Here is a 23,487-nt window from a genome sequence, read left to right on the forward strand (position 1 = left end):
CAGTTTGCAGAAGTCATCAGCCAAAAGGCGGTTCCGGCCTGTCGGCCGCGGGAGCACTTCATTCCCGTGATGAAATTGCGGAGCTATTTTACCAGAGCCGGCCCCCGCTGTCAAGGGCCCGGTCGGGCCGCCCTTCGGGGCGGCCCGACCGGCGCGTCAGTCCAGCTTGGTGATCCAGCCAAAGGGGTCGGGCTGCGTGCCCCACTGGATCCCGGTGAGGGTGTCGTACAGGCGCTGGGTCAGGGGACCGATCTGCCCGCCGTTGACCACCACGTGCCGGTCGTTCCAGCCCATCTCGCCGATGGGGGAGACCACGGCGGCGGTGCCGGAGCCAAAGGCCTCCTCCAGAGCGCCGGCCTCGGCGGCGTCAAAGAGCTCCTGGGCGGTGATGAGGCGCTCCTCCACCGGAACGCCCCAGCTTCTGAGCAGTTCCAGGCAGGACTTGCGGGTGATCCCGGGCAGCACGGAGCCGGTAAGGGCTGGGGTGACCACGGTGCCGTTGATCTTGAAGAGCACGTTCATGGAGCCCACTTCTTCAATATATTTGCGCTCCACACCGTCCAGCCAGAGCACCTGGGCATAGCCCTGCTTTTCGGCCTGTTCCCCTGCGCGGATGGAGGCGGCGTAGTTGCCTCCGCATTTGGCATAGCCCGTGCCGCCCCGGACGGCGCGCACGTCCCGGCTCTCCACATAGATGCGCACCGGGTTGATGCCCTCTTTATAGTAGGAGCCCACCGGGCAGCAGATGATGGCAAAGATGTAATTGTGGGCCGCGTGGACGCCCAGAGTAGGGGTGGTGGCAATGATGAAGGGCCGGATATACAGGGAGGTGCCCGGCTTGGAGGGCACCCAGTCGGCCTCCAGCTCCACCAGCTGTTCAATGGCGGACAGGGCGGTCTCCTCGTCCAGCTGTGGAATGCACATGCGCTCACAGGAGTTGTTCATGCGGCGCACATTTTCCATGGGGCGGAAGAGCTGCACCTTGCCCTGGGGATTACGATAGGCCTTCAGCCCCTCAAAGACCTCCTGGGCGTAGTGGAACACCATGGCGGAGGGCTCCAGGGGCAGAGGGCCGTAGGGGACGATGCGCCCGTCGTGCCAGCCCTTCCCTTCGGTGTAATCCATCTGAAACATGTGGTCGGTAAAGCTGCGGCCAAACACCAGGGTGTCCGGGTCGGGCTTGTCCTTGCGCACGGCGGCGTACTGGACGGGAAATGTTTTCATATTGACGGCCTCCCGAGAGATAGTTTATTTTTTTGATACTGCCCAGTATGACAGTTCAGGCCAAAAAAGAATGTAAAGCATGATACAATGGCGGGATTCTCTGATTTCTTATTATAGCAGGCTGCAACAAAGGACGCAAGCAGACTTGTTTTCGCGCTGAAATATTGGTATAATAATCGTATACACGGCTGTTTTCCGCCTTTACCGCACCCCGGCAGCAGAGCCGGCCTTTGGGAGGTGTCTCCATGCGAAAAAACAAACTGACCCATCTGCTGGAGCCGAGTCTCCGGCTCTATTTTCTCTTTCTGCTGATCTTTGCCCTGATCTCTCTGCTCTTTTCCTGGCCCATGGCTGTGGCGGAGCTGGTTGTGGTGGCCATCCTCTATTTCTATTTCCGCCGCAGCAATGCCCAGCGCCAGAAGGAAATTCTGAACTATATCGAGCGGGTGAGCACCAATATGGATTCGGCCACTAAGGACACCATGGTCAACTCCCCCCTGCCCATGGTCATCTTCCGGCCGGAGAACGACGAGGTCATCTGGTCCAACAGCCGCTTTCTCCAGATCACCGGGGAGCGGGAGCACATGTTTGACATGAAGATCACCGACGCAGTGCCCGACTTCTCCTCCCGCTGGCTGATGGAGGGTAAGACCGAATGTCCCACCGAGGTCCGGCTGGATCAGCGCCGCTTCCTGGTGTTCGGCCACCTGGTGCGCACCGAGGATTCCAGCAGCCGGGGCTATTTGGCCACCACCTACTGGGTGGATATTACCGACTTTGCCCAGACCCGCGACGCCTATTATGCCAACCGTCCAGTGGTGGCCATCCTTACCCTGGACAGCTATGAGGAGCTGATGAAGGGCATCAGCGACAACGCCAAATCCGCCCTGCTCAGCGAAATTGAGGAGAAGATGGCCGCTTGGGCGGCTCCCGCCCAGGGCCTGTTCCGCCGCTATGACCGGGGCCGTTATCTCTTTGTGTTTGAGGAGCGCTGTCTGGCCCAATTCCAGGAAAAGAAGTTTGACCTGCTGGACACCGTGCACGACATCGTAAGCCCCAACGGCATTCCCGCCACCTTGTCCATCGGGATCGGCAAGGATGCGGACAGCTTCCAGGATCTGTTCCAGTACGCCTCCCTGTCGGTGGAAATGGCCCTCTCCCGGGGCGGCGACCAGGCGGTGGTGAAAAACAAATTCAACTTTGAGTTCTACGGCGGGCGCACCAAGGAGCTGGAGAAGCGCACCAAGGTCAAAAGCCGGGTCATGGCCAACGCCCTGGGGGAGCTGGTGGCCGACGCGTCCCGGGTGCTGGTCATGGGCCACAAATTCCCCGACCTAGACTGCATCGGCGCGGCCGCCGGCGTATGCGCCATTGCCCGCAAGAAGGGCACTCCGGTGTGTATTGTGCGGGAGCCGGGCCAGAACCCCGCCAGCGATATGGTGGAGCGGCTGGCCGCTCTGCCCGAGTACCATGAGGTCTTTGTCTCCCCCCAGGACGCCCTCGTCCTTGCGGACGCCAGCGACCTGCTGGTGGTGGTGGACACCAACCGCCCGGAGCAGGTGGTCAGCGAGGATCTGCTGGCCGCGGTGAACAAGGTGGCGGTCATTGACCACCACCGCCGGGCGGCCACCTATATTTCCAACGCCGCCCTCAATTTTCACGAGCCCTATGCCTCCTCGGCCAGCGAACTGGTCACTGAGCTTCTGCAGTATCTGCTGGAGCCCGCCGATCTGCTGCGGGCAGAGGCGGAGGCCCTGCTGGCCGGCGTGGTGCTGGACACCAAGCAGTTTACCATGCGCACCGGCAGCCGCACCTTTGAGGCCGCGGCCTTCCTGCGCCGCTCCGGTGCGGACACCGGGGACGTGAAGAAGCTCTTCCAAAACGACCTGGAGGGCACTATCGCCCGCTACGACATCATCCAGAACGCCCGCATGTACCGGGACGGGGTGGCCGTGGCCGTGGTGGACCACACTGTCGGCCGGGTGACGGCCGCCCAGGCGGCCGATGAGCTGCTGAACATTTCGGGCATTGACACCTCCTTTGTGCTCTTCCCGGACGGAGACCGGGTGATCGTCTCGGCCCGCTCCATGGGAGATGTGAACGTGCAGGTGATTCTGGAGAAGTTGGGCGGCGGCGGCAACGCCGCCACCGCAGGCGCACAGATTCAGAGTGCCACCCTGGACTCCGCCGCCCGCTCCCTGCTGAGGGCCATCGACCAGTATTTTGAGGATGAATGACCCCAGCGCAGAAAAACCGGGAGCCGCGCAGAGCCGCCTGTCCCCCGCTTGGATTTTGAAAGGAGAACATCAGATGAAAGTAATTCTACTGCAGGACGTAAAGGGCCAGGGCAAAAAGGGCCAGCTGGTAGACGCGTCCGACGGATACGCCCGCAACTTCCTGCTGCCCCGCAAGCTGGCGGTGGCCGCCACGGCGGAAAACCTGAACACCATGAAAATGCAGGAGAAAGCCAAAAAGGCCCAGGAGGCCGCCGAGAAGGCGGAGGCTGAGGCCATTGCCGCCAGGCTCAAGGAGCTGAGCGTGAAGATCGTGGCCAAGGGCGGCAACGGCGGGCGGCTCTTCGGCGCCGTGACCTCCAAGGAGATCGCCGACGCCCTGAGCGCCCAGCACGGCATCACCATCAACAAGAGCAAGATCGTCCAGGACGAACCCATCAAGGCCTTCGGCGGCTACGAGCTTAAGTGCAAGCTGGGCTACGAGGTGGTGGGGACCCTGAAGGTCGTCGTGGCGGAGGGCTGAGGCCCGTCCAAAACGGCCCCTCTCCGCATCAGCGCGGCATCCCCGTCCCCCGCAGGGGGCCGCCGCCACACATCCAGGAGGTGATTTCATGGCGACAGAGGAGGAACTGCTGGTCCGCCAGATGCCCCACAGCGTGGAGGCGGAACAGAGCGTCCTGGGTTCCATGCTCATTGACGCCCGCTGCGTGCCCCAGGTCATTGAGGAGCTGAAACCCGAAGACTTTTACCTGCGCACCAACCGGGAGATCTATGAGACCATCTACTCCATGTTCAACTTCTCCCTGACCATTGACCCGGTGACCGTACTGGACCACATGCGCCAGAACGGGGTATACGACGAGAACACCTCCCGCAATTACATCCTCCAGCTGATGGAGATCACCCCCACGGCGGCCAATGTAAAGGAGTATGTGGCCATCGTGAAGGATAAGGCCCTCCTGCGGCGCATTGCCGAGACCGCCGGGGACCTGACCGCCCTCATTCAGGAGGGCACCGGCACCGCCCAGGAGGTGCTGGAGGCAGCGGAGCAGCGGATTTATGCCATCCGGCAGGGCCGCGCCTCCCAGGGACTGGAGCACATCTCCAGCGTGATTCTCGGCGTTTATGAGCGCCTCAACGAGCTGGCCGCCAGCGGCCAGGCAGTGCCGGGGCTAAGCACCGGCCTGCCCGACGTGGACGCGGCCATCTCCGGTCTAAACCGGTCCGACCTGATTCTGCTGGCCGCCCGCCCCGGCATGGGCAAGACGTCCATGGCCCTGAACATCCTGCTGCACGCGGGCAAGTTCTCCGGCAAGACCGTGGTTTTTTTCTCCCTGGAGATGAGCCGGGAGCAGCTGGCCATGCGCCTGATCTCCGGAGAGTCCTTTGTGGACAACAAAAAGCTGGTCACCGGTAAGCTGGCTGAGGAGGACTGGACCAAAATTGCCGCCGCCTCGGCCGCCCTGAACCAGACGCAGATTCTCATTGACGACAACCCGGCCCTGAGCGTGGCGGACATGAACGCCAAATGCCGCCGGGTGGATAATCTGGGGCTGGTGGTCATAGACTACCTCCAGCTCATGACCTCCGCCGGCGGTCCCTCCCGCAGCGGCGACAACCGGCAGCAGATTGTCTCTGACATCTCCCGCGCCCTGAAAATTATGGCCAAGGAGCTGAATGTGCCCGTGCTCTGCCTGTCCCAGCTCTCCCGCGCCAATGAGGCCCGCACCAACAAGCGCCCCATGCTCTCTGACCTGCGCGAGTCGGGCGCCATTGAGCAGGACGCGGACATCGTGATGTTCCTCTATCGGGACGACTACTACAACGAGGACAGCGAAAACCACAACTTGGCGGAATGCATCATTGCCAAAAACCGCCACGGCGAGACGGGGACGGTGGAACTGCAGTGGCTGCCCGAATACACTACCTTCTCCTCCATTGACCGGCGCCACGAGGAGTACTGATATGGGGGCCGAGCAGAGCGCCCGGGCCCTCATCCGGCAATACGGCCTGATCCCGCCCGGAAGCACCGTACTGTGCGCGGTGTCGGGGGGCGCGGACTCGGTGTGCCTGCTCCACCTGCTGCACCGCCTGCAGGGGGAGATTCCCTTCACCCTGGCCGCCGCACACTACAACCACCGGCTGCGGGGGGCAGAGTCGGACCGGGATGAGGATTTTGTCCGGGATTTTACGGCCCGCTTCCTAGATCCCCGGCCGCCCCGGCTGGTGGTGGGCTCCGGGGATGTGGCGCAGGAGGCCAAGCGCCGGGGGACCGGCCTGGAAGAGACCGCCCGAGACATGCGCTACGCCTTCCTTCGGGAGACGGCGCAGGCCCTTGGCGCCCATGTGATCGCCCTGGCCCACAATGCCGACGATCATGCGGAAACCATGCTGCTCCACTTGCTCCGGGGCTGTGCGCTGCGGGGTCTCACCGGTATTCTGCCCCGGCGGGACGACTTGGTGCGCCCGCTGCTGACCACGCCCCGGCGGGAGATCGAGGCCTACCTGCACGCCTACGGCCTGCCCCACGTGGAGGACAGCACCAACGCGGACGACTCCTATGCCCGGAACCGGGTGCGGCACCAGATCCTTCCCCTTCTGCAGGAGATCGACCCCGGCTTTCTCCCCCGTATGTGGAGCACCGCACAACTGCTCCAGACCGACGAGGCCTATCTCTCCGCCCAGGCCCAGGCCGCCTGCTCCCGCGCCCGCTGGGCGGATGGGGAACTGGCGCTTCCGGCCGCCGACCTGGCTGGACTGCCCGATGCACTGGCCCCCAGGGCCGTCCGATTTCTGATCGGGCAGCTACGCTCCGGCAACGACGACTGCACCGCCGCCCACCTGAACGCCGTTGTGGCCCTGGCCCGGGGGAGCGATCCCTCGGCCTCGGTCCGGCTCCCCGGCGGGCTGCTGGCACAGCGCTCCTACCAGGACTTGCTTTTCACCTTTCGGAGTGCGCCCCCCCCTCTCCAGCCCGTCATCCCGGATCTGAACGGAGTAACGGCGGCCGGAGATACACCCTGGCTGCTGCGCTGCCGCAGGACCTTCTGCCCGGAAAATCCCCCCCTGGGCCCCGACGCCTTCTGGGTGTCCCTGGGCCGCCTTTCCGGGCCGCTGACCCTCCGCTCCCGGCAGACTGGGGACCGGCTTTCCCCGCCCGGCCGTGGCGGCAAAACCCTGAAAAAATGGCTGATCGAGACACGCGTCCCCCGTCGGGAGCGGGAGCGCATCCCTGTGCTGGCGGACCAGCTGGGGGTCGTGGCGGTCGCCGGCCTGGGGCCCGACCGGAGCCGCCTGGCCCGCCCGGGGGAGGATGCCCTGGAGCTTCAATTTATTTGTAAAAAGAGAGAGTGAGCGAGATGGAACATATGCTGGACCGGGACATTGAGCGTGTCCTCTTTTCCCAGGAGGAGCTGCGCTGCCGGGTGGGCGAGATTGCCCGCGAAATTGAGCGGGACTACCAGGGGAAGGAGCCTCTGCTGGTAAGCGTGCTGCGGGGCTCCTTTGTGTTTATGGCCGACCTGGTGCGCAGCATTAACCTACCCTGCACGGTGGACTTTATGGCGGTCTCCTCCTACGGCGCCGGCACCGCCTCTTCCGGCCAGGTCAAGATTGTCAAGGACCTATCTGAACACATCGAGGGGAAGGACGTCATCGTGGTGGAGGATATTCTGGACAGCGGAAACACCCTGAATTATCTGCTGAAGATTCTTCAGGCCCGCCACCCCGCCTCCATCCGGCTGTGCACTCTGCTGGATAAGCCCTCCCGCCGGGTCAAGCCGGTGGAGCTGCACTATTCCGGCTTTTCCATCCCCGATTACTTTGTGGTGGGCTACGGCCTGGACTTTGCGGAGCGATACCGCAACCTTCCCTATATCGGGGTGCTCAAGCCCTGTGTATATGAGGAATGAGATGATTCTCCCGGAATAATCCGCTAGTTTTGCCCGGAAAGGACGTGGCCTTTGTTTGAGTAAGAAACGAAACCTGCGGGACGTGGGCTTTTACCTGCTGATCGCCCTGATCCTGCTGATGACGGTCTTTGCCCTGCGGGGCGGACTGGATGCCAGCGAGCGCACCACCTACGGCGAGATCCGCCGCCTGCTGGAGCAGGAGCAGGTGGCCCAGGTCCAGCTGAAGGACTCCACCCTTACCCTCTGGCTCCGGGAGCCGGTGGACGGCCAGGAGTCCGTGACCTTTGAGCTGGCGTATCCCGACTGGTTCTACCACGATTTCAACGACCTGATTGTGGATCAGGTCCACCGGGGTGTGATCAGCGATTATGATTATATCCAGGGCTTCCGCACACCCGCCTGGGTCTCCTTCCTCCCCATCGTGGCCACGTTGGTGGTGGTGGGGCTGCTGTGGTATGTGATGTTTCTGCGCCAGAACGGCGGAGGGGGCGGCGGAGCGGACCGCACCGCCCGCTTCGGCAGGGCCCGCACCCGCACCGGCGCAGATGAGCAGAAGAAGGTCACCTTCGACGATGTGGCCGGCGCGGTGGAGGAGAAGGCCGAGCTGCAGGAAATTGTGGAGTTTCTCCGGGACCCAAAGCGCTTTCTGGAGCTGGGGGCCCGCATTCCCAAGGGCGTGCTTCTGGTGGGCCCTCCGGGCACCGGCAAGACTCTGCTGGCCAAGGCCGTGGCCGGTGAGGCGGGGGTGCATTTCCTGTCCATCTCCGGCTCGGACTTTGTAGAGCTATACGTGGGCGTGGGCGCCAGCCGTGTGCGCGACCTGTTTGACCAGGCCAAGAAAAACGCCCCGGCCATTGTGTTTATTGATGAAATCGACGCCGTGGGCCGCCAGAGAGGTGCAGGTCTGGGCGGCGGCCATGACGAGCGGGAGCAGACCCTTAACCAGTTGCTGGTGGAGATGGACGGCTTCGGCAACAACGAGGGCGTGGTGGTCATGGCGGCCACCAACCGGCAGGACATCCTGGATCCCGCCCTGCTTCGCCCGGGCCGGTTTGACCGGCAGGTGTATGTGGGCTATCCGGACATCAAGGGCCGGGAGGCCATCCTGCGGGTCCACGCCCGCAACAAGCCTCTGGGCGACGACGTAAGCCTGGCCGACCTGGCCAAGGCCACCGGCGGCTTTACCGGCGCGGATCTGGAGAACCTGATGAACGAGGCCGCTCTGCTGGCCGCCCGCCGCCACAACCGCTTTATCTCCATGCAGGACCTGCACGAGGCGGTGATCAAGGTCATCGCCGGCCCGGAGAAGAAGAGCCGGGTGGTGATTGAGCGGGAACGGAAGCTCACAGCCTATCACGAGGCGGGTCACGCCATTGTGATTCACGGTCTGGAGACCCAGGACCCGGTGCATCAGATCACCATCATCCCCCGGGGCATGGCGGGGGGCATGACCATCTCCCTGCCCCAGGAGGACGTCTCTTTCCAGTCCCGGAAGGAGCTGACCGAGCGCATCTCGGTCTGTCTGGGCGGTCGGGCCGCCGAGCAGCTGGCCCTGGGGGATATCTCCACCGGCGCGGGCAGCGACCTGCAGAAGGCCTCCTCCATCGCCCGCAATATGGTCACCCGCTACGGCATGAGTGCCAAGGTGGGCAACGTGGTCTTCGACTCCGGGCATGACGAGGTGTTTATCGGCCGCTCCATGGCCCAGACCAAGAACTACTCGGAGGAGGTGGCCGCCCTCATTGACGAGGAGGTCAAGGCCCTCATCGACCAGGCCTATGCCCGCTGCGAGGAAATTCTCCAGGCCAACCGGGCCCAGCTGGACTTTGTGGCCGACTACCTGCTGAAATACGAGAACATGGACGCCAAGACCTTTGCCCTTGTCTTTACCGATCCGGACGCCGTGCGCCCGCCGGAGGGCTACGGTCCGGACAAACCGGAGCGCGGACATGAAGCGGATTGACACCCTGCTGGGAGACATCACCACGGTCCGCGCCGACGCCATTGTCAACGCCGCCAATTGTACCCTGCTGGGGGGCGGCGGGGTGGACGGCGCCATTCACCGGGCCGCCGGCCCCCAACTTCTGGCGGAGTGCCGCACCCTGAACGGCTGTGAGACCGGGCTGGCCAAGATCACCGGGGGCTACCGTCTCCCCGCCCGGTATGTGATTCATACCCCCGGCCCCATCTGGCGCGGGGGAGGGCATGGGGAACGCGCTCTTTTGGCCTCCTGCTACCGCAGCTGCATGGCCCTGGCGGCAGAGTACGGCTGCCGGAGCGTGGCCTTTCCCTCCATCTCCACGGGCGTGTATCACTTCCCCCTGGAGCTGGCCGCGCCCATCGCCGCCGCCGCGGTGAGCGCCTGCCTCTCGGAGGAGGGTAACAGCGTGCAGCACGTCACATTTGTCTGTTTCAGCCAGGAGGTCAAGGACGCCTACGACGCGGCGCTGGCCGACGTCCGCCGGCTTTAACCAATGACGCATCAGATGGGTGCGGCGGCACGGAGCAACACCGTTCCGCCGCACCTTTTCCCTGTGCCGCCACTTTTCTCCGCAGTTTTGGGGTTGCGAAACCGGTCCTGCCGGTTTATAATTATAATTTGTGGGGCCATTCGGCTCCGTTTTCGATTTGATATTTAAAGGGGTGAACGAAATGGACGCAGGAAGTAGTAGCGGCACAGTGACCGGCCGAAGTCGGATTGGATATCGAATTGCTCCTGTGGCCATTTTATACCCTCTGTAACGCTGGCCGTTTCTGTGTCTCTACTTCCTAATTTCTTGAGATTTAGGAGGAAAGAAACAATGGCAGAACACAACGTCACCATGGAGGCCACCCTGTTGGCGCTCCTCAGTGAAAAAAAGTACTTTTCCCTGCGCGATATTCTCTCTACCATGAACCCGTCTGACATTGCGGCCATTTTTGATGGCCTGGCGGAAGACCGCCTCCCCCTTTTGTTCCGGCTGCTGCCCAAGGATCTGGCCGCCGACACCTTTGTGGAGATGGAGCCGGAGGCCCAGGAGCTGCTGATCTGCGGCTTTTCCGACAGCGAGCTCAAGGAGGTCATTGACGAGCTGTACGTGGACGACGCGGTGGACATCGTGGAGGAGATGCCCGCGAATGTGGTGCGGCGCATCCTGCGGCAGGCTGACCCGGATATGCGCAAGCAGATCAATGAGATCCTCCGCTACCCCGAGGACAGCGCCGGCTCCCTTATGACCACCGAATACGTCACGCTCCGCCCCGACATGGTGGTGGAGGAGGCCTTCAAGCGGATCCGCCGGACCGGGATCGACAAGGAGACCATCTACACCTGCTACGTCACTGTGGACCGAAAGCTGATTGGTATGACCACGGTCAAGGACCTGCTCCTCTGTGAGGACGACCAGGAGACCATTGCCGAGCTGATGGAGGAGAACGTGATCTGCGTCAACACCCTAGAGGACAAGGAAGACGTGGCGCAGATGTTTTCCAAGTACAATTTCCTGGCCCTGCCCGTAGTGGACACTGAGCGCAGGCTGGTGGGCATTATTACCTTTGACGACGCCATGGACGTCATCGAGGAGGAGGCCACGGAGGATATGGAAAAAATGGCGGCCATGCTGCCCTCCGAAAAGCCCTATCTGCGCTCCTCCATTTTTGCTATCTGGAAAAACCGCATTCCCTGGCTGCTGCTGCTCATGGTGTCCGCCACCTTTACCGGCATGATTCTCAACCATTTTGAAGAGGCCCTGGCCGCTCAGATTGTCCTGACCGCCTTCATCCCCATGCTGATGGATACGGCGGGAAACTCCGGCTCACAGACCTCGGTCACCGTGATCCGCGGCCTCTCCCTGGGGGAGATTGAGCTGCGGGATTTGCCGAAGATTCTCTGGAAGGAATGCCGGGTGGCCATTCTCTGCGGACTGACCCTGTCCGCTGCAGTATTTATGAAAATCCTGCTCATTGACAAGCTGCTGCTGGGCGGCGACGGGATTACCCTGGGGGTCATGCTCACAGTGTGCATCACCATGGCGGTTACCGTGCTGTGCGCCAAGCTGGTGGGGGGGACCCTCCCCATTGTGGCGGAGAAATTGGGCTTTGACCCTGCGGTGATGGCCAGCCCCTTCATCACCACCATTGTGGACGCCCTCTCCCTGCTGCTCTATTTTCAGGTGGCCACAGCGCTTCTGCACCTATAACCCGTTGGAACTGCCCGTACGAAGCGTACGGGCAGTTCCGCATCGGCGGCGGAACGGAATTTAGAAAAGTTTAAAAAACAGGCGGGCGGAATCTGTTATAATAGGGGCAAGAATACCGTCGAAAAGAGGAAATGCCCATGGAACAAACCGCCGTACGCCGCCCGCCCACCCGGCGACACAGACGCAGACGCAGGCGCCGGTGCCGCGGCATTCCCTTTGCGGCGCTCCTGCTGGCCATCCTGGCGGCGGGTCTGCTGGCAGGGCGCCTGCTGTCCGGAGACGCCCGGTCCAAAAACCCCAAGGTCAAGCAGCCCCCGGACAATCCAGAGTGGATTACCCAGGCGCTGCTGCCCGTGAACGACTACTCCCGTCCCGGCACGCCGCTGGACGCCATCAACGGGATCGTCATCCACTACGTGGGCAATCCGGGCACCACGGCGGAGCAGAACCACAGCTACTTCGCCGGCCTGGCCCGGAGCGGCGAGACCTACGCCAGCAGCCACTTCCTGGTGGGGCTGGACGGCGAGATCCTCCAGAATGTCCCCCTGGACGAGGTGGCCTACTGCTCCAGCCAGCGCAACAGCGACACGCTATCCATCGAGTGCTGCCACCCGGATGAGGCGGGTGAATTTACCCAGGAGACCTACGACGCCCTGGTCCGGCTGACCGCCTGGCTCATGGACTACTACGGCCTGGATACCAGCCAGGTGATCCGACACTATGATGTAACCGGAAAGGAATGCCCCCGCTACTACGTCCAGCACCCGGAGGCCTGGGAAGCTTTTTTAAGCGATCTGGACACCGGGACAGAATAGTCCGTTTTATGGGACACTTTTTCCGCTATCCTATTCTCAGAACCAATGAGAAGGGAGCGCGGAACGATGGAATACGAAATTCGATATGTACATGGACATGTAGAGGTCTACGACCAGTTCGGCCGCTTCCGCTTTTCCGCTGATACCGAGCGGGAGGCGCTGGCCGACCTGAGGGAGGAGATCGCCGCATAGTCCGGGAGGGAACGCTATGGATACCAGCCACACCCTGCTGCTTCACGACCTGCCCCCATGGATGGTAACGGGGACCTATGGAGCGGTGCTCCACGCTGACGGGAGCGCCCGTGTGTGCGTGGGGTGCTTCTCCTGTTGGGTACGCACCCCTGGTGTGTGCGCCCAGCCGGACCAGTGGTCGCATATGGGGCGGAGCATTGCCGCCTGCGATCGGCTGTGGATCGTCTCCCGCTGCCTTTACGGCGGCCCCGGCCCGGAGGTCAAGGCCCTGCTGGACCGGAGCATCCCCTATATGCACCCGGACTTCGCCATCCGCGGCGGCGAGATGCACCACAAAATGCGCCTGGACCACCACCCCGATCTGTGGGTGCTCTTTTACGGGGATATTACCCAAGCGGAGCGGGAGACGGCCGGGCGCTGGGCCCGCGCCCTGGCCCGGAACCTGGACTTCCCGTTGGAGCGGGTCGCCTTTTATCTATCTGCGGCGGAATTGGAGGGAGAGCTGTGAAGGTAGCACTGATCAACGGCAGCCCCAAGCCCCGGGGCAGCGCCTCCGCCATGCTGCTGGACGGCCTGAGGGCCTGCCTGCCCGCCGGGCTGGAGTGTGTGGAGTGCCCTCTGCACGCCGTCCGTCCGGCGGAGGACCCAGCCCGGCTTCTGCTGGATACCGACGCGCTGGTCCTGGCCTGTCCGGTGTATGTGGACGGCCTGCCCGCCCACCTGCTGACCGCTCTGGAGGGGCTGGAGGCCCCTCTGCGCCGGGGTGGGCATGGCCAACGGGTGTACGCCTTGGTCAACTGCGGTTTTTATGAGGGTGCCCAGACGGTCAACGCCCTGGACATGTTGCGTTGCTGGAGCGGCCGGGCCGGTCTGATCTGGGGCCGGGGCATGGGGGTAGGCGCGGGCGGCGCGCTGCACGCACTGAAAAAAATTCCCATGGGTGAGCCCCCCAAGGCGGCCCTGGGCGAGGCCCTGGCCGGTCTGGCCGCAGACATTGCCGCCGGCGACGGCGGGCCCCACGTTTTTTCCGCTCCGGAGCTCACCCGGGAGGAGCACTGCGACGCTACCCAGCGGGTATGGCGCCGTTTGGCGGCGGCCAATGGCCTGACCGAAGAGGACCTGAACAAGACGGAATTCACTTGAAAAACGGGAGACGGCCTGAACCGTCTCCCGTTTTTTCCTTATGGCTTCATCAGGCGCTCCGCCAGCTCCCGCATATGTTCCAGCGGGAAGGGCGGCCGGGCCAGGGGCTGCAGGGCGATGGACAGCAGCTTTACCGGGTTGTCGTCGGCGGCTGTCCGGTTGGAATGGAGCACGCCGCAGCGGCGGCAGCGGTGGATGACCGCCCACTCGCCGTTTTTCCGCACCCAAACTCCCACCGGATCCATGACGCCGCCGCAGCCGGCGGCCCGGTCCCCGGGCTCGTCGTCTACATGGAGGCTGGACAGGCAGTTGGGGCAGTGATTGCGGTGCCCGCTCCCCGCCCCGGCGGGGTCCACCGCCCGGCCGCACACCTTGCAGGTAAACACCTCATGGCAGGCATGGGCCTTGTAATAGCCTTTTTCCAGCTGCTTTCGTTTGTTTTTGCGATCCAAGAAGAATTCCTCCTAAAAGTGCCAGGCTCCTTTTGGGAGGTATTGCGGAGATTAATTTGCGCAAACCTCCCGGCTTGCCGCAAGCTCCAGTGTACCAATTCGTTTCAAACAGCAAAATTCCTTCCGTTTTTCGTTTTCGGGTTTTCGTCAATCCGGGATATAGGCCCGGATGCGCAGGGTGACCCCCAGGTCCTCGGTGAGCTTTCGGCAGCGCTCCAGCTCCTCCGGAGACTTGTCCTTGTCCACCACGGTCATCACCACATGGGGCACATATTCCCTGGCCCGGCGGGTGAAGTCCAGCATGGCCTGCCACGCCGCCTCCCCATCCCTGGGCTTGGTGACCGCACAGTATTCCTCCGCCGTGGAGCCGTTAAGGGAGATGGAAATCGTGTCAATACGCCCGGCCAACTCGGGCGTCACATCCCGGCCCAGGATCCGATTGGCGTGGCCGTTGGTGTTGATGCGCACCGGGGGCAGGCCGGGCACCCGCTCCTTCAGCCGGTCCACCAGCCACAGCAGGTCGTCCAGGCGGTAGGTGGGCTCCCCAAAGCCGCAGAATACCAGCTCCCGATATTGGGAGAAGTCCCGCGCCAGCAGGTCGTCCAGGGCCTCCTGCCGGGTGGGCTCGTGGTCCAGCCAGAGATCGTCCGCATAGATGGAGCCCTTATGCCCGTTGTGCCGCAGACAGAACACGCAGGCACAGTCGCACCGGTTGGTCAGATTCACATAGAGAGCGCCCTCATACTCATAGCTGATGGTCTCCACGCTTACCCCTCCTTGATGTTAAAAAATCGCTTTCCGTTTTCCAGGGTGATCTCGAGCACCTCTTCCGTGGTCAGCCCCCTGAGCTGGGCCACCGTGGCCGCCATCAGAGGGATGAGGGAGGAGTCGCACCGCTCCCCCCGGTGGGGCTCCGGCGCCATGTAAGGGGCGTCGGTCTCCAGCATCAGCCGGTCCAGAGGCAGCCAGCGCAGGACCTCCGGGGCCCGCCGGGCATTTTTAAAGGTAATGTTCCCGGTGAAGGAGAGCATCCAGCCCCGGTCTACCAGGACCCTGGCGTCCTCCAGGCTGCCGGAGTAGCAGTGGAACACCCCCCGGCTGTCCGGGTGGGCGCGGACAATGTCCAGGCAATCCTTATGGGCATCCCGGTCGTGGACGATGGCGGGCAGATCCAGCTGCTGGGCCAGGGAGAGCTGGGCGTCAAAAAAGTCCCGGGCGTTGGCGCGGCCCTCGGGGGTCCTGACCCAGTAGTAGTCCAGGCCAATCTCCCCCACCGCCACCGCCTTGGGGTGGGCGCACAGCTCCCTGACCTGGTCCAGGGCGGCCAGGGCGGCCCCCTCCAGATTCTCCGGGTGAAAGCCGGCGGCAGCGTAAAGGTAGTCGTATCGCTCCGCCAGGGCCAGGCTGGCTCTGGAAGAGTCCAAGTCGCAGCCGGGGCACACCGCCAGGCGGACCCCCTTTTCCGGCAGGGCGGAGAGCAGCGCGTCCCGATCCGGGTCAAAGGCGCTGTCATAATAATGGGCGTGGGTGTCAAAGATCATGGAAAAACCCCTGTTCTCTCAGCGGGCGGTTGCCCGCGGCTTTCCTTTATGATACAATGTTTGCACCTGCTTTGCAAGGAGGGAAGAAGAAATGCTGCAGGATGAATACGCCGCCTTTCTCAGCGGGCGGGACTGGCTCGTTCAGGGCCGAGGCGTTTTCGGTGTGTGGGGCGGGCTGCCCTTTCAGGTGAATTTTGCGCCCTCGGGCAGGGGGGCCGCGGCCTTCCTGTTCCGGCTGGAGGGCCGCCCGGACCGGGCCGGGCTGAAGGCCCTGGGGAAGGGACTGCCCCGGGGCTGGACTCTGACCGTCCCCAGGGCTGGGTGCTACCACCTGGTGTGTAACGGGGCCAAGCTCCGGAGCGCACGCGCCGATTTTTCCGCCGTGCTGGACCAGACCGTCCGGGCCCTGCGGGAGCTGGGCCTCACGGTGCCGGACCGCTGCCCTCTCTGCAGCCGCCCCGGGTGTGACGCGCTGGCCGCCGGCGGCGGGCTTGGCGAGGGCTATCTGCCCGTGCACCGCGCCTGTGTGGAGGGCCGCAACCGCACTGTCCAGGAGCGCGCGGCGCACAACGAGGCCTCCGGCAGCTACATCACCGGCTTTCTTGGCGCCCTGCTGGGCGGGATCGTAGGCACTCTGCCCACCGTGCTGATCATTCTATTTGCCCAGCGCATCTACGCCTTGCTGTTTGCCCTGATCCCCATCTGCGCCTATTACGGCTATCAGCTTCTGGGGGGCCGGATGGATCGGGGCGCTTTCGTATGCACGCTGGTCTCCTCTGTGTTCAACCTGTTCTCCATCCACTTTCTCACCAACTACATTAGCCTCTGCCAGGCCTTGGGCCGGGCCGTCTCCCTTTGGACCGGCCTGGGTATGTACGCGGACACGGTTGCCTCCGGCTCCATCACCGGTAATCTGATTCAGTCCGGACTGTTTCTGCTGCTGGGCCTTTGGTTCTCCTGGCGCGTTATCACCCGCACCGGCCGGCAGCAGGCGCACCAGGCGGCCGCTGCGGCAGACACGCTGCGCCCCCTGGACGGCGTGGTCCTCACCCGCGCAGAGTGAGCCGCCGAGCAGCGTTTCAGGGAGGTGCCTGTTTTTGAGACGACATTTTCTCGCCCTTTGTCTCCTGCTGGCGCTCCTGGGCGCCGGCTGCACCCAGCCGGTGCCTACGCCGGAACCGGCGCAGCCCTCCGCCTTAGGGGAGGAGCTGGGGCGTCTGGCCGACGCGCAGCTGGGCCTCCTCTCGGACGTCATCACTGCGGAGGAGCGCGGGCGCGCCCTTCTGCTGCTGGAGCAGCTGGAGCCCCTGCGCCGGGCGCGGCTGGAGGCGGGCCGCTGGGAAAAATCCGCCCAGGAGGAGCAGCTTCTGCGCCGGCTGAACCGCCTCTATGAGCGCTGGACCACCCGCTATCTGGGAGACGGCGGGCCCTGGGGGTACAGCAGTCCTCCGGAGCGGGTGCTGGCCGGGTACCGGGTGGTGGAGGGCAGCGCCCTCCGCCCGGCGGACATGGCCGGCCGCCGGGGGACCGACCAGGAGGCGGACGCCGACCTCTGGGCACGCATTGTCGCCCTGCTGCCGGACGGCGACCTGGAGCGATTTACCCGCTTCACCGTGTTTACCGACGGGCCGGAGGAGATGCTGGCCTATGTCATGGCCCTGGACTCCTCCGGCAGCCGCTGGGAGCTGGCGGTGGACCCGGCGGATGCGGAGGATGAAGGCTGGTTTACCGAGACGCTGCTCCACGAGTACTGCCACGCCCTCACCCTCAACGACAGCCAGGTGGTCTACACCCACCGGCAGACGGTGGACACCTATAACGAGGCTGGCATGGTCGCCCGGAGCGGCTCCTATCTGGACGACTTTTACCAGGAGTTCTGGACCGATCTCCTGGACGACCGTCTTGCAAACCCCAACAGCTACGGGTTTTTCCTCCGTCATGAGGAGGATTTCGTCACCGCTTACGCCTCCACCGACCCCTCGGAGGACATTGCGGAGAGCTTTACCTATTTCCTGCTCTGGCCGCCTCTGGAGGGAGACGCGGTGTGGGAGCAAAAGCTCCGCTTTTTCTATGATTATCCGGAGCTGACCCAGTTCCGGGACCAGGTGCGCGCCCATCTGGGTCTGGACGCGGAGGAGCCCTGGAAACAGACCGACAGTATATCGGAGGCCGCATGGAACAGGTATTAGTCTATGGAAAAGAGCATACCTTTCTGGAGCCTGACACCGGTTTGCTCTTTCGAAATTCATTTATCCATCAGACTGCCAAGCTGCACACCCATACGTTTTACGAAATGTTCGTTGTGGCCGAAGGGACCGCCCTGCATATGGTAAACCACGCCATACAGACGCTCCACAGGGGGGACCTTGTCTTTATTCGGCCAAGGGACGTCCACACCTATGAGTTCCATTGCTCAGAGGATTTCCGCATCATCAACATCGGCTTCTCCGAACGGACATTCCAAAGCATTGTGGTTTTCCTCGACCACTACAAGGAGTTTCAGACCCTGATCCATTCTGATCTGCCGGTGATCATCCCATTGAAGGAGGACACCCTGGAAAAGGTGAGTCATGCCTTTTTGACCATCGGCGCTTATATGGACACCGCCCCCGCCGCACAGACTGTTTTTTATGCCAAAAGCTGCCTCAGCTCCGTATTTGCAGATCACTTTTTTCATTATGCAGCCGAGCAAAAGGCAGTCCGCCCTGTCCCGGACTGGTTCTCCGCCATGATCGAGGAGATGCAGAAAATCGAAAATCTGCGATTGGGTTTCCCGCGGATGCAGGAGCTATCCCCCTGTTCGGTCAATCACCTGTGCAGAGCCTGCAGGAAATATTTGTCCGCCACGCCCACACAGTATATCAACCAACGGCGCTTGGAGTACTCCATCTACCTGCTGACCCAGACCTCTGAGGACATTCTGGCCATCAGCTCTCTATGCGGCTTCAACAGCTTGAGCCACTTCTACCACCTGTTCAAGGAGGTATACCACACCTCTCCCGCATTATTCAGAAGGGCCGGCCCATAAGGGGCCGGCCCTTCTGCCTTCACCTGCGGAGCTGATCGGAGCCACTCCCTGTCCCCAATTTCAACCCCGGCATCCATATTTTTTACTTATTCAGATCCAGCACAACGGGAACGGATTTGTAGCCGATCCCCATTCTGTCAATCCCCATGTCGATCAGCTGCAGGAAGTGCTCCCTGGTCCGGATGCAGCCGCTGCCCTTGATCTTGCACTTGTCCCCCACTTCCTCCATCATAATCCGGATGACCTCGGGGGTCGCGCCGTGGGACTCAAAGCCGGTCAGGAAGCCGGTGCTGGTCTTTACAAAGTCCACGCCCGCCTCGATGCAGCAGTGGCAGGTCTTTCTGATCTGCTCCTCATTCAGGGCGTCCGTCTCGAAGATGGCCTTCAGCTGGCGGCCGTACTTGTGGGCCGCATCCGCGCAGGCCTTCAGGTCGGCGGTCACCTTGTCATACTTGCCCGCCCGGATCCATCCGAAGTTGGCGACCACGTCCACTTCCTTCACAGTATCGTACTTGGCCACCATCTCGATCTGCATGACCTTGGACTCAGTGGAGCTGGTGCCGAAGGGGAAGTCCGTCACCGGGCAGAGCATGGTATCGGAGCCCTTCACATAGGGCTCGCACAGATCCATGTAACCGGGGTTGATGCAGATGGTGGCACAGCCCAGCCTGACGCCGTCCTTGGTGAGGTCGATAATCTGCTCCTCGGTAAATTCAGGCTTCAGCACGGAGTAATCGATGTAGGACGCCAGCTCCTTCAGGGTCATTTCGCTTGCTTTCTTTGTGGGTTTCATATTGATTGCCTCCTGTATATCATTTTTCATGTATCTGTTCCATCGGCACATTCTGCCAGTGTTTATAGTATAACATCATTCTTTATTTGGTTCTTGTTGTTTATCACATATTTTTTGTTCTATATTGATATTTTTCTTTCAATGCTCATTCTATAGGCTCCTCATATCGGCCGCGTCTCAAGAGGCGGTAAGACGTTCTGCCGGCCGGATACCCAAAAGCGGCGCCTCCCCCTTTCGGGGGAGGCGCCGCTTTTCATTGCTCAGACACTGTGCCGGGATAGATCCGGGGGATGCTGCCGTGCCTCAGCCCGGGAGGCTCTTGCAGGCGCAGCCACAGGAGACTGAGAACACCAGCTCCCGCAGGGCCTCCTCGTTCTCCCGCACGTTGTCAGGCCGGCCGATCAGGGAGCTGACCACAGCCCGGCCGCTCTCCTCGTCATAGAAAGCCAGCTGGAGCACCCGCACCGGGGCGTCGGACTTGCGCTTAACCAGCCCCAGGGACGCTCGGTATTCGGACACCACAAAGGCCGCCTTCCCACCGCAGAAATCCACGACCTCCATCGTTTCAATGTCATAGGGAGTCTTTTTCAGCTGCCTTGCATACTGCTGGCGGATATTGGCGTAGTAGTTCTCCGCAAACTCCTCGTTGGTGGATTCGGCCGCCTCCCAGTTCAGGCTCAGGGAGAGCTGAGCTCCCTTTTTGGGGACAAAATCCTCAATCCGGAAAAAGCCGGAGTTGTAGGTGACGCCCCGTTTGGGATCAAAGCAGAGCTTCCAGCTTTTGGGATGTTCAATGGAGACATCATAGATTGAAAACAGCGTACGTTCCATCAATGTGGTATCCATAATCCGCACTTCCTTTTTCTTATTTGGCCGCGAGCTGCTCGGGACGGAAGGTGGAGGCGAGGATGGTGTTGCCCACGATCACATTCACGTCAGTGCCGGCGCTGATGTAGTTCTCCACGCGGGTGATGTACTTGTCGACAATTTCATCCGGGCATTTGGTGGCCAGGCTGACCACAATGTAGAGAACAGCATTGACAATCAGGCCCCAAGAGAACGCAGACAGACCCAGAGGCAGGCTGGTGATGAAGAAGGTGCCGATGGTAACCACGATACAGCCGGAGATGGTACCGGCCCAAGCGCCCTGCTTGGTTCCCTTTTTCCAGAACAGGCCGCCGATGGTGGCGGGCATGACCATGCCAAAGTAGGGGGAGGAGAGCTTATAGGCGTAATCCACAATGGCGGCAGGACGGAACCAGACGATAATGAGCATGGCGATCATCATGATAATGACCACGTAGCGGGTCCAGCGGACCGCCTTCTTCTCGTCCACGTCCTTGCCCTTGAGCAGGAAGCGGTGACGGATGAACAAGTCCTTGGTCACCATGGCGGTGCCGGAGAGAAGCATGGACTCGCCGGTGGAGATAGCGAAGGCGAACAGGCACAGCATGGCCACGGAACTGATGATGGGAGGCGCGAAGTTAGTGGCCAGGTAGGGCACGATGGAGTCGGCCTGGGTGAAGCCGGAGCCCAGCAGGGCGGGGGCAATGTAGGTGCCGATGAGAATCAGGCCACTGAACACCATTAGATAGCCAATGGGCAGACCCCACGCCATGACCTCAAAGTTCTTCTTGCTCTTGGCGATGTAGCAGCGGGAGTAAATATGGGGCCACACGATGGTGGCGACTGAGGCGGTGAGCGCCTGGTTGATGACGCCCGCGATATTGAAGTAGCCGGTGGCGCCGGGCGCGCCCAGGTTAGCGTAGGATACCGGGTCGTCCTTCAGTGCGTTAAAGACCGCGACCATGCCGCCGTCAAAGTTGCGCACCACTAGGACCACAACCAGTACCCACAGGGTGCCCACGCCCAGGATGAAATTGAAAGTGTCCATCCAGGCCACCGCCTTCATGCCTCCGCCGAACACGTGGAAGCAGATGATGGCGCAGGCGAAAAGCACCACCAGCATATAGGGCGCGAACCCCTTGGTGGACACGTTCATACCGTCGCCGATGGTGATAAGCTGGAGGGCCACATAGGGGACAATCATGGCCACCATCAGCACGGCGCAGAACACGCCGTAGCCCTCGGAATAATAGCGGCTGCGCAGGAAGTCAATGGGCGTGGTAAATCCGTATTCCTTGCCCAGCAGCCACAGTCGATAGCCGATCACACAGAACTCCAGGCCCACACAGAAGGCGCCCATACCGGAGATATAGCCCACGCCCAGCTTATAGGACGAGGAGGGCCAGCCATAGAACGCCAGGCCGCTGAACACCGACACGGCGGTGGAGCAGACCAGCATAAAGGTGCTCACGCCGCGGTCGGCATTGTAGAAGGTCTCTGTGGATCCGCTGGTTTTCCGATAGTTCGCGAGGCCCTGGACCACCATAAAAATGCCGTAGACACCGCAGAACGCGATACATAATACAGCGTACATATTCATTTGCGTAATACCTCCTCTGTGATTGATTCAAACGCCGCAGGGGATTAGAGGTCCTTTTGGCGGGCAAAAAAGCGGATAAAATAAATACCCCAGATAATGGAACCGATTGGGGCCGTGCCAAAGAACAGCAGATAGTGCAGACTCAGCCACCCAAAGAGAATGGGATTGGGCAGGATGGGAATCACCACGAAGTTGAACGCAAAGAATATAATATTCACGATAACAAACAGGATTGTGCCGGTTTTGCTCTGTTTCATGATACATCCTCCTTAAACTCGAATTCGCCGGAATGCAGGGGGATGGGGCCACGCTTATTTCAGCAGCTGCCCGGCGATTACCACCCGCTGGATCTGATTGGTGCCCTCGAAGATCTGGAATATCTTGGCGTCACGGAGGAGCTTCTCCACCGGGTACTCCCGGGAATAGCCGTAGCCGCCCAGGATCTGAATGGCATCCAGCGCGGACTTGACCGCAGTGTCGCCGGCAAAGCACTTGCAGATGGCGGCCTCGCGGGAGTAGGGCAGGCCGGCCATAATGCGGTTGATGCAGTAAATCACGGTCTGCCGGGCGGCCTCAGTCTGCATATCCATGTCCGCCATCATAAACTGGAGGGCCTGCTGCTTAGCGATGGGCTTGCCGAAGGTCACCCGGGTCTTGGAGTAGGCCACAGCCTCGTCCAGCGCGCGCTGGGAGATACCCACGGCGATGGCGCCGATGAACGGACGGGACAGGTCCAGGGTGCGCATGGCAATCTTAAAGCCCTCGCCCTCTTCCCCTAGGCGGTTGCTCGCAGGCACGCGCACGTCTTCAAAGATCACATCGCAGGTGTTGGACAGGCGGATTCCGAACTTATCCTCCTCTTTGCCGGTACTCACGCCGGGACGGTTGCGCTCCACAATAAAGGCGGTCAGGCCCTTCAGGCCCTTGGAGCGGTCCACCGAGGCGAAGACCACATACACGTCCGCGATGCCGCCGTTGGTGATAAAGCACTTGGAGCCGTTGATGATGTACTCGTCCCCGTCACGGACGGCGGTAGCCGCACAGGCGCCCGCGTCCGAGCCGGCCATGGGTTCGGTCAGGCAGAAGGCCGCAAACTTTTTCTGCCCCAGGATGTCGGCATACATCTGCTTCTGGGCGTCGGTGCCGGCCAGCAGAACCGGCTTGATCGCCAGACCGGTGGCGCCCATGGTAGTGGCGAAGCCGGCGTCCACCTTTCCCATCTCTTCACAGGCGGCCGCCACGGTCATATAGTCCACGCCGCCTCCGCCGAACTCCTCGGGAATTTCCATGCTGTGCAGGCCCATCTCCAGCGCCATGTCATAGGCCGCCATGGGCAGCTCGCCCGTGCGGTCGCATTCCGCGCAGATGGGGGCCACCTCTTTCTCCATGAAGTCTTTGACGGAGCTGACAATGGCCTGTTGGTCTTCGTTAAGCAGATAACCCATATGATCTCCTCCATTTTTCAATTTGGTTCCAGCGTGCGATGCATGCATTCACACAGCTTAAATGCAAGTTCCGTACCAAGTTTTC

General features: G+C 61.9%; 24 protein-coding genes and 1 riboswitch. Of the genes, 15 read left to right on the forward strand and 9 right to left on the reverse strand.

Going from position 1 to position 23,487, the window contains the following annotated elements; genetic code table 11:
* A riboswitch (Fluoride riboswitch) is annotated at positions 1-75 on the reverse strand.
* An 81-nt stretch (positions 76-156) separates the two neighbouring features.
* Positions 157-1,224 carry a branched-chain amino acid aminotransferase gene (locus H9Q75_RS11275; protein ID WP_186567150.1) on the reverse strand — a complete coding sequence of 356 codons (1,068 nt, stop codon included), beginning with the start codon at positions 1,222-1,224 and terminating at the stop codon, positions 157-159.
* A gap of 245 nt (positions 1,225-1,469) precedes the next feature.
* Here H9Q75_RS11275 and H9Q75_RS11280 point away from each other — a divergent pair, with 245 nt between their 5' ends.
* The 12 genes from H9Q75_RS11280 to H9Q75_RS11330 all read left to right on the forward strand — a co-directional run bounded on the left by H9Q75_RS11280 (position 1,470) and on the right by H9Q75_RS11330 (position 13,697).
* Positions 1,470-3,461: a DHH family phosphoesterase gene (locus H9Q75_RS11280; RefSeq protein ID WP_186567152.1), complete on the forward strand. Its 1,992-nt coding sequence runs from the start codon at positions 1,470-1,472 to the stop codon at positions 3,459-3,461.
* A gap of 73 nt (positions 3,462-3,534) precedes the next feature.
* Entirely contained in the window at positions 3,535-3,981 is a 447-nt protein-coding gene (gene rplI / locus H9Q75_RS11285; protein ID WP_186567154.1) for a 50S ribosomal protein L9, read from the forward strand.
* An 88-nt stretch (positions 3,982-4,069) separates the two neighbouring features.
* On the forward strand, positions 4,070-5,422 hold the full coding sequence (gene dnaB, locus H9Q75_RS11290; RefSeq protein WP_186567156.1) for a replicative DNA helicase: 1,353 nt from the start codon (positions 4,070-4,072) through the stop codon (positions 5,420-5,422).
* A gap of 1 nt (position 5,423) precedes the next feature.
* Positions 5,424-6,812 (forward strand): tRNA lysidine(34) synthetase TilS, encoded by a 1,389-nt coding sequence (gene tilS / locus H9Q75_RS11295; protein WP_186567158.1) that lies wholly within the window; start codon positions 5,424-5,426, stop codon positions 6,810-6,812.
* A 5-nt stretch (positions 6,813-6,817) separates the two neighbouring features.
* Entirely contained in the window at positions 6,818-7,369 is a 552-nt protein-coding gene (hpt, locus tag H9Q75_RS11300; protein ID WP_207720834.1) for a hypoxanthine phosphoribosyltransferase, read from the forward strand.
* Between the two features lie 55 nt (positions 7,370-7,424).
* Positions 7,425-9,332, forward strand: a complete 1,908-nt coding sequence (gene ftsH / locus H9Q75_RS11305; RefSeq protein ID WP_186567160.1) for an ATP-dependent zinc metalloprotease FtsH — start codon at positions 7,425-7,427, stop codon at positions 9,330-9,332.
* A complete protein-coding gene (locus tag H9Q75_RS11310; RefSeq protein WP_186567162.1) occupies positions 9,319-9,840 on the forward strand; it encodes an O-acetyl-ADP-ribose deacetylase in 522 nt (173 codons plus the stop codon). The genes ftsH and H9Q75_RS11310 overlap by 14 nt, the downstream gene beginning before the upstream one ends.
* 330 nt (positions 9,841-10,170) lie before the next feature.
* The gene (gene mgtE, locus H9Q75_RS11315; protein ID WP_186567164.1) at positions 10,171-11,547 is read left to right on the forward strand and encodes a magnesium transporter; all 1,377 of its coding nucleotides are present in this window, start codon (positions 10,171-10,173) and stop codon (positions 11,545-11,547) included.
* A gap of 137 nt (positions 11,548-11,684) precedes the next feature.
* Positions 11,685-12,362, forward strand: coding sequence for a peptidoglycan recognition protein family protein (locus tag H9Q75_RS11320; RefSeq protein ID WP_341480946.1), 678 nt, complete (start codon positions 11,685-11,687; stop codon positions 12,360-12,362).
* 66 nt (positions 12,363-12,428) lie between these two features.
* On the forward strand, positions 12,429-12,554 hold the full coding sequence (locus tag H9Q75_RS12830) for a hypothetical protein (RefSeq protein WP_279287674.1): 126 nt from the start codon (positions 12,429-12,431) through the stop codon (positions 12,552-12,554).
* A 16-nt stretch (positions 12,555-12,570) separates the two neighbouring features.
* Complete coding sequence (locus H9Q75_RS11325; protein ID WP_186567168.1) at positions 12,571-13,062, forward strand: flavodoxin family protein; 492 nt, start codon at positions 12,571-12,573, stop codon at positions 13,060-13,062.
* On the forward strand, positions 13,059-13,697 hold the full coding sequence (locus H9Q75_RS11330) for a flavodoxin family protein (RefSeq protein ID WP_186567170.1): 639 nt from the start codon (positions 13,059-13,061) through the stop codon (positions 13,695-13,697). Before H9Q75_RS11325 ends, H9Q75_RS11330 begins: the two co-directional genes overlap by 4 nt.
* A 38-nt stretch (positions 13,698-13,735) precedes the next feature.
* Here H9Q75_RS11330 and H9Q75_RS11335 read toward each other — a convergent pair whose 3' ends face one another.
* From H9Q75_RS11335 to H9Q75_RS11345, 3 genes are all read right to left on the reverse strand, one after another.
* Positions 13,736-14,149 (reverse strand): RNHCP domain-containing protein, encoded by a 414-nt coding sequence (locus H9Q75_RS11335; RefSeq protein ID WP_186567172.1) that lies wholly within the window; start codon positions 14,147-14,149, stop codon positions 13,736-13,738.
* A gap of 147 nt (positions 14,150-14,296) precedes the next feature.
* Positions 14,297-14,914, reverse strand: coding sequence for a TatD family nuclease-associated radical SAM protein (locus tag H9Q75_RS11340; RefSeq protein ID WP_186567174.1), 618 nt, complete (start codon positions 14,912-14,914; stop codon positions 14,297-14,299).
* 2 nt (positions 14,915-14,916) lie between these two features.
* On the reverse strand, positions 14,917-15,690 hold the full coding sequence (locus H9Q75_RS11345) for a TatD family hydrolase (protein WP_186567176.1): 774 nt from the start codon (positions 15,688-15,690) through the stop codon (positions 14,917-14,919).
* Between the two features lie 91 nt (positions 15,691-15,781).
* Here H9Q75_RS11345 and H9Q75_RS11350 point away from each other — a divergent pair, with 91 nt between their 5' ends.
* Genes H9Q75_RS11350 through H9Q75_RS11360 form a run of 3 tightly spaced genes read left to right on the forward strand, consistent with a single transcriptional unit; the run spans position 15,782 to position 18,718 of the window.
* Positions 15,782-16,753, forward strand: coding sequence for a hypothetical protein (locus H9Q75_RS11350; RefSeq protein ID WP_186567178.1), 972 nt, complete (start codon positions 15,782-15,784; stop codon positions 16,751-16,753).
* 34 nt (positions 16,754-16,787) lie between these two features.
* Positions 16,788-17,879 (forward strand): zinc-binding metallopeptidase, encoded by a 1,092-nt coding sequence (locus H9Q75_RS11355; RefSeq protein ID WP_186567180.1) that lies wholly within the window; start codon positions 16,788-16,790, stop codon positions 17,877-17,879.
* The gene (locus tag H9Q75_RS11360) at positions 17,864-18,718 is read left to right on the forward strand and encodes a helix-turn-helix transcriptional regulator (protein WP_186567182.1); all 855 of its coding nucleotides are present in this window, start codon (positions 17,864-17,866) and stop codon (positions 18,716-18,718) included. Before H9Q75_RS11355 ends, H9Q75_RS11360 begins: the two co-directional genes overlap by 16 nt.
* An 82-nt stretch (positions 18,719-18,800) precedes the next feature.
* On the opposite strand, the gene deoC is transcribed toward H9Q75_RS11360, so the two are convergent.
* The 5 genes from deoC to H9Q75_RS11385 all read right to left on the reverse strand — a co-directional run bounded on the left by deoC (position 18,801) and on the right by H9Q75_RS11385 (position 23,402).
* Entirely contained in the window at positions 18,801-19,511 is a 711-nt protein-coding gene (gene deoC, locus H9Q75_RS11365; RefSeq protein ID WP_186567184.1) for a deoxyribose-phosphate aldolase, read from the reverse strand.
* A 303-nt stretch (positions 19,512-19,814) separates the two neighbouring features.
* Positions 19,815-20,357 (reverse strand): hypothetical protein, encoded by a 543-nt coding sequence (locus H9Q75_RS11370; RefSeq protein ID WP_186567186.1) that lies wholly within the window; start codon positions 20,355-20,357, stop codon positions 19,815-19,817.
* 19 nt (positions 20,358-20,376) lie between these two features.
* On the reverse strand, positions 20,377-21,957 hold the full coding sequence (locus H9Q75_RS11375; protein WP_243200804.1) for a sodium:solute symporter family protein: 1,581 nt from the start codon (positions 21,955-21,957) through the stop codon (positions 20,377-20,379).
* A 44-nt stretch (positions 21,958-22,001) separates the two neighbouring features.
* Positions 22,002-22,214: a hypothetical protein gene (locus tag H9Q75_RS11380; protein WP_186567188.1), complete on the reverse strand. Its 213-nt coding sequence runs from the start codon at positions 22,212-22,214 to the stop codon at positions 22,002-22,004.
* Positions 22,215-22,268: 54 nt separating this feature from the next.
* A complete protein-coding gene (locus H9Q75_RS11385) occupies positions 22,269-23,402 on the reverse strand; it encodes an acyl-CoA dehydrogenase family protein (RefSeq protein WP_186567190.1) in 1,134 nt (377 codons plus the stop codon).
* Between the last annotated feature and the right edge of the window lie 85 nt (positions 23,403-23,487).

This window comes from Lawsonibacter celer, from assembly GCF_014281125.1.
Taxonomy (GTDB): Bacteria; Bacillota; Clostridia; order Oscillospirales; family Oscillospiraceae; genus Lawsonibacter_B; species Lawsonibacter_B celer.

Coding starts and splice junctions, on each gene's coding strand:
- H9Q75_RS11275 (WP_186567150.1), bottom strand. CDS start 1,224: ATGAAAACATTTCCCGTCCAGTACGCCGCCGTGCGCAAGGACAAGCCC.
- H9Q75_RS11280 (WP_186567152.1), top strand. CDS start 1,470: ATGCGAAAAAACAAACTGACCCATCTGCTGGAGCCGAGTCTCCGGCTC.
- rplI (WP_186567154.1), top strand. CDS start 3,535: ATGAAAGTAATTCTACTGCAGGACGTAAAGGGCCAGGGCAAAAAGGGC.
- dnaB (WP_186567156.1), top strand. CDS start 4,070: ATGGCGACAGAGGAGGAACTGCTGGTCCGCCAGATGCCCCACAGCGTG.
- tilS (WP_186567158.1), top strand. CDS start 5,424: ATGGGGGCCGAGCAGAGCGCCCGGGCCCTCATCCGGCAATACGGCCTG.
- hpt (WP_207720834.1), top strand. CDS start 6,818: ATGGAACATATGCTGGACCGGGACATTGAGCGTGTCCTCTTTTCCCAG.
- H9Q75_RS11310 (WP_186567162.1), top strand. CDS start 9,319: ATGAAGCGGATTGACACCCTGCTGGGAGACATCACCACGGTCCGCGCC.
- mgtE (WP_186567164.1), top strand. CDS start 10,171: ATGGCAGAACACAACGTCACCATGGAGGCCACCCTGTTGGCGCTCCTC.
- H9Q75_RS11320 (WP_341480946.1), top strand. CDS start 11,685: ATGGAACAAACCGCCGTACGCCGCCCGCCCACCCGGCGACACAGACGC.
- H9Q75_RS12830 (WP_279287674.1), top strand. CDS start 12,429: ATGGAATACGAAATTCGATATGTACATGGACATGTAGAGGTCTACGAC.
- H9Q75_RS11325 (WP_186567168.1), top strand. CDS start 12,571: ATGGATACCAGCCACACCCTGCTGCTTCACGACCTGCCCCCATGGATG.
- H9Q75_RS11345 (WP_186567176.1), bottom strand. CDS start 15,690: ATGATCTTTGACACCCACGCCCATTATTATGACAGCGCCTTTGACCCG.
- H9Q75_RS11350 (WP_186567178.1), top strand. CDS start 15,782: ATGCTGCAGGATGAATACGCCGCCTTTCTCAGCGGGCGGGACTGGCTC.
- H9Q75_RS11360 (WP_186567182.1), top strand. CDS start 17,864: ATGGAACAGGTATTAGTCTATGGAAAAGAGCATACCTTTCTGGAGCCT.
- deoC (WP_186567184.1), bottom strand. CDS start 19,511: ATGAAACCCACAAAGAAAGCAAGCGAAATGACCCTGAAGGAGCTGGCG.
- H9Q75_RS11370 (WP_186567186.1), bottom strand. CDS start 20,357: ATGGATACCACATTGATGGAACGTACGCTGTTTTCAATCTATGATGTC.
- H9Q75_RS11375 (WP_243200804.1), bottom strand. CDS start 21,957: ATGAATATGTACGCTGTATTATGTATCGCGTTCTGCGGTGTCTACGGC.
- H9Q75_RS11380 (WP_186567188.1), bottom strand. CDS start 22,214: ATGAAACAGAGCAAAACCGGCACAATCCTGTTTGTTATCGTGAATATT.
- H9Q75_RS11385 (WP_186567190.1), bottom strand. CDS start 23,402: ATGGGTTATCTGCTTAACGAAGACCAACAGGCCATTGTCAGCTCCGTC.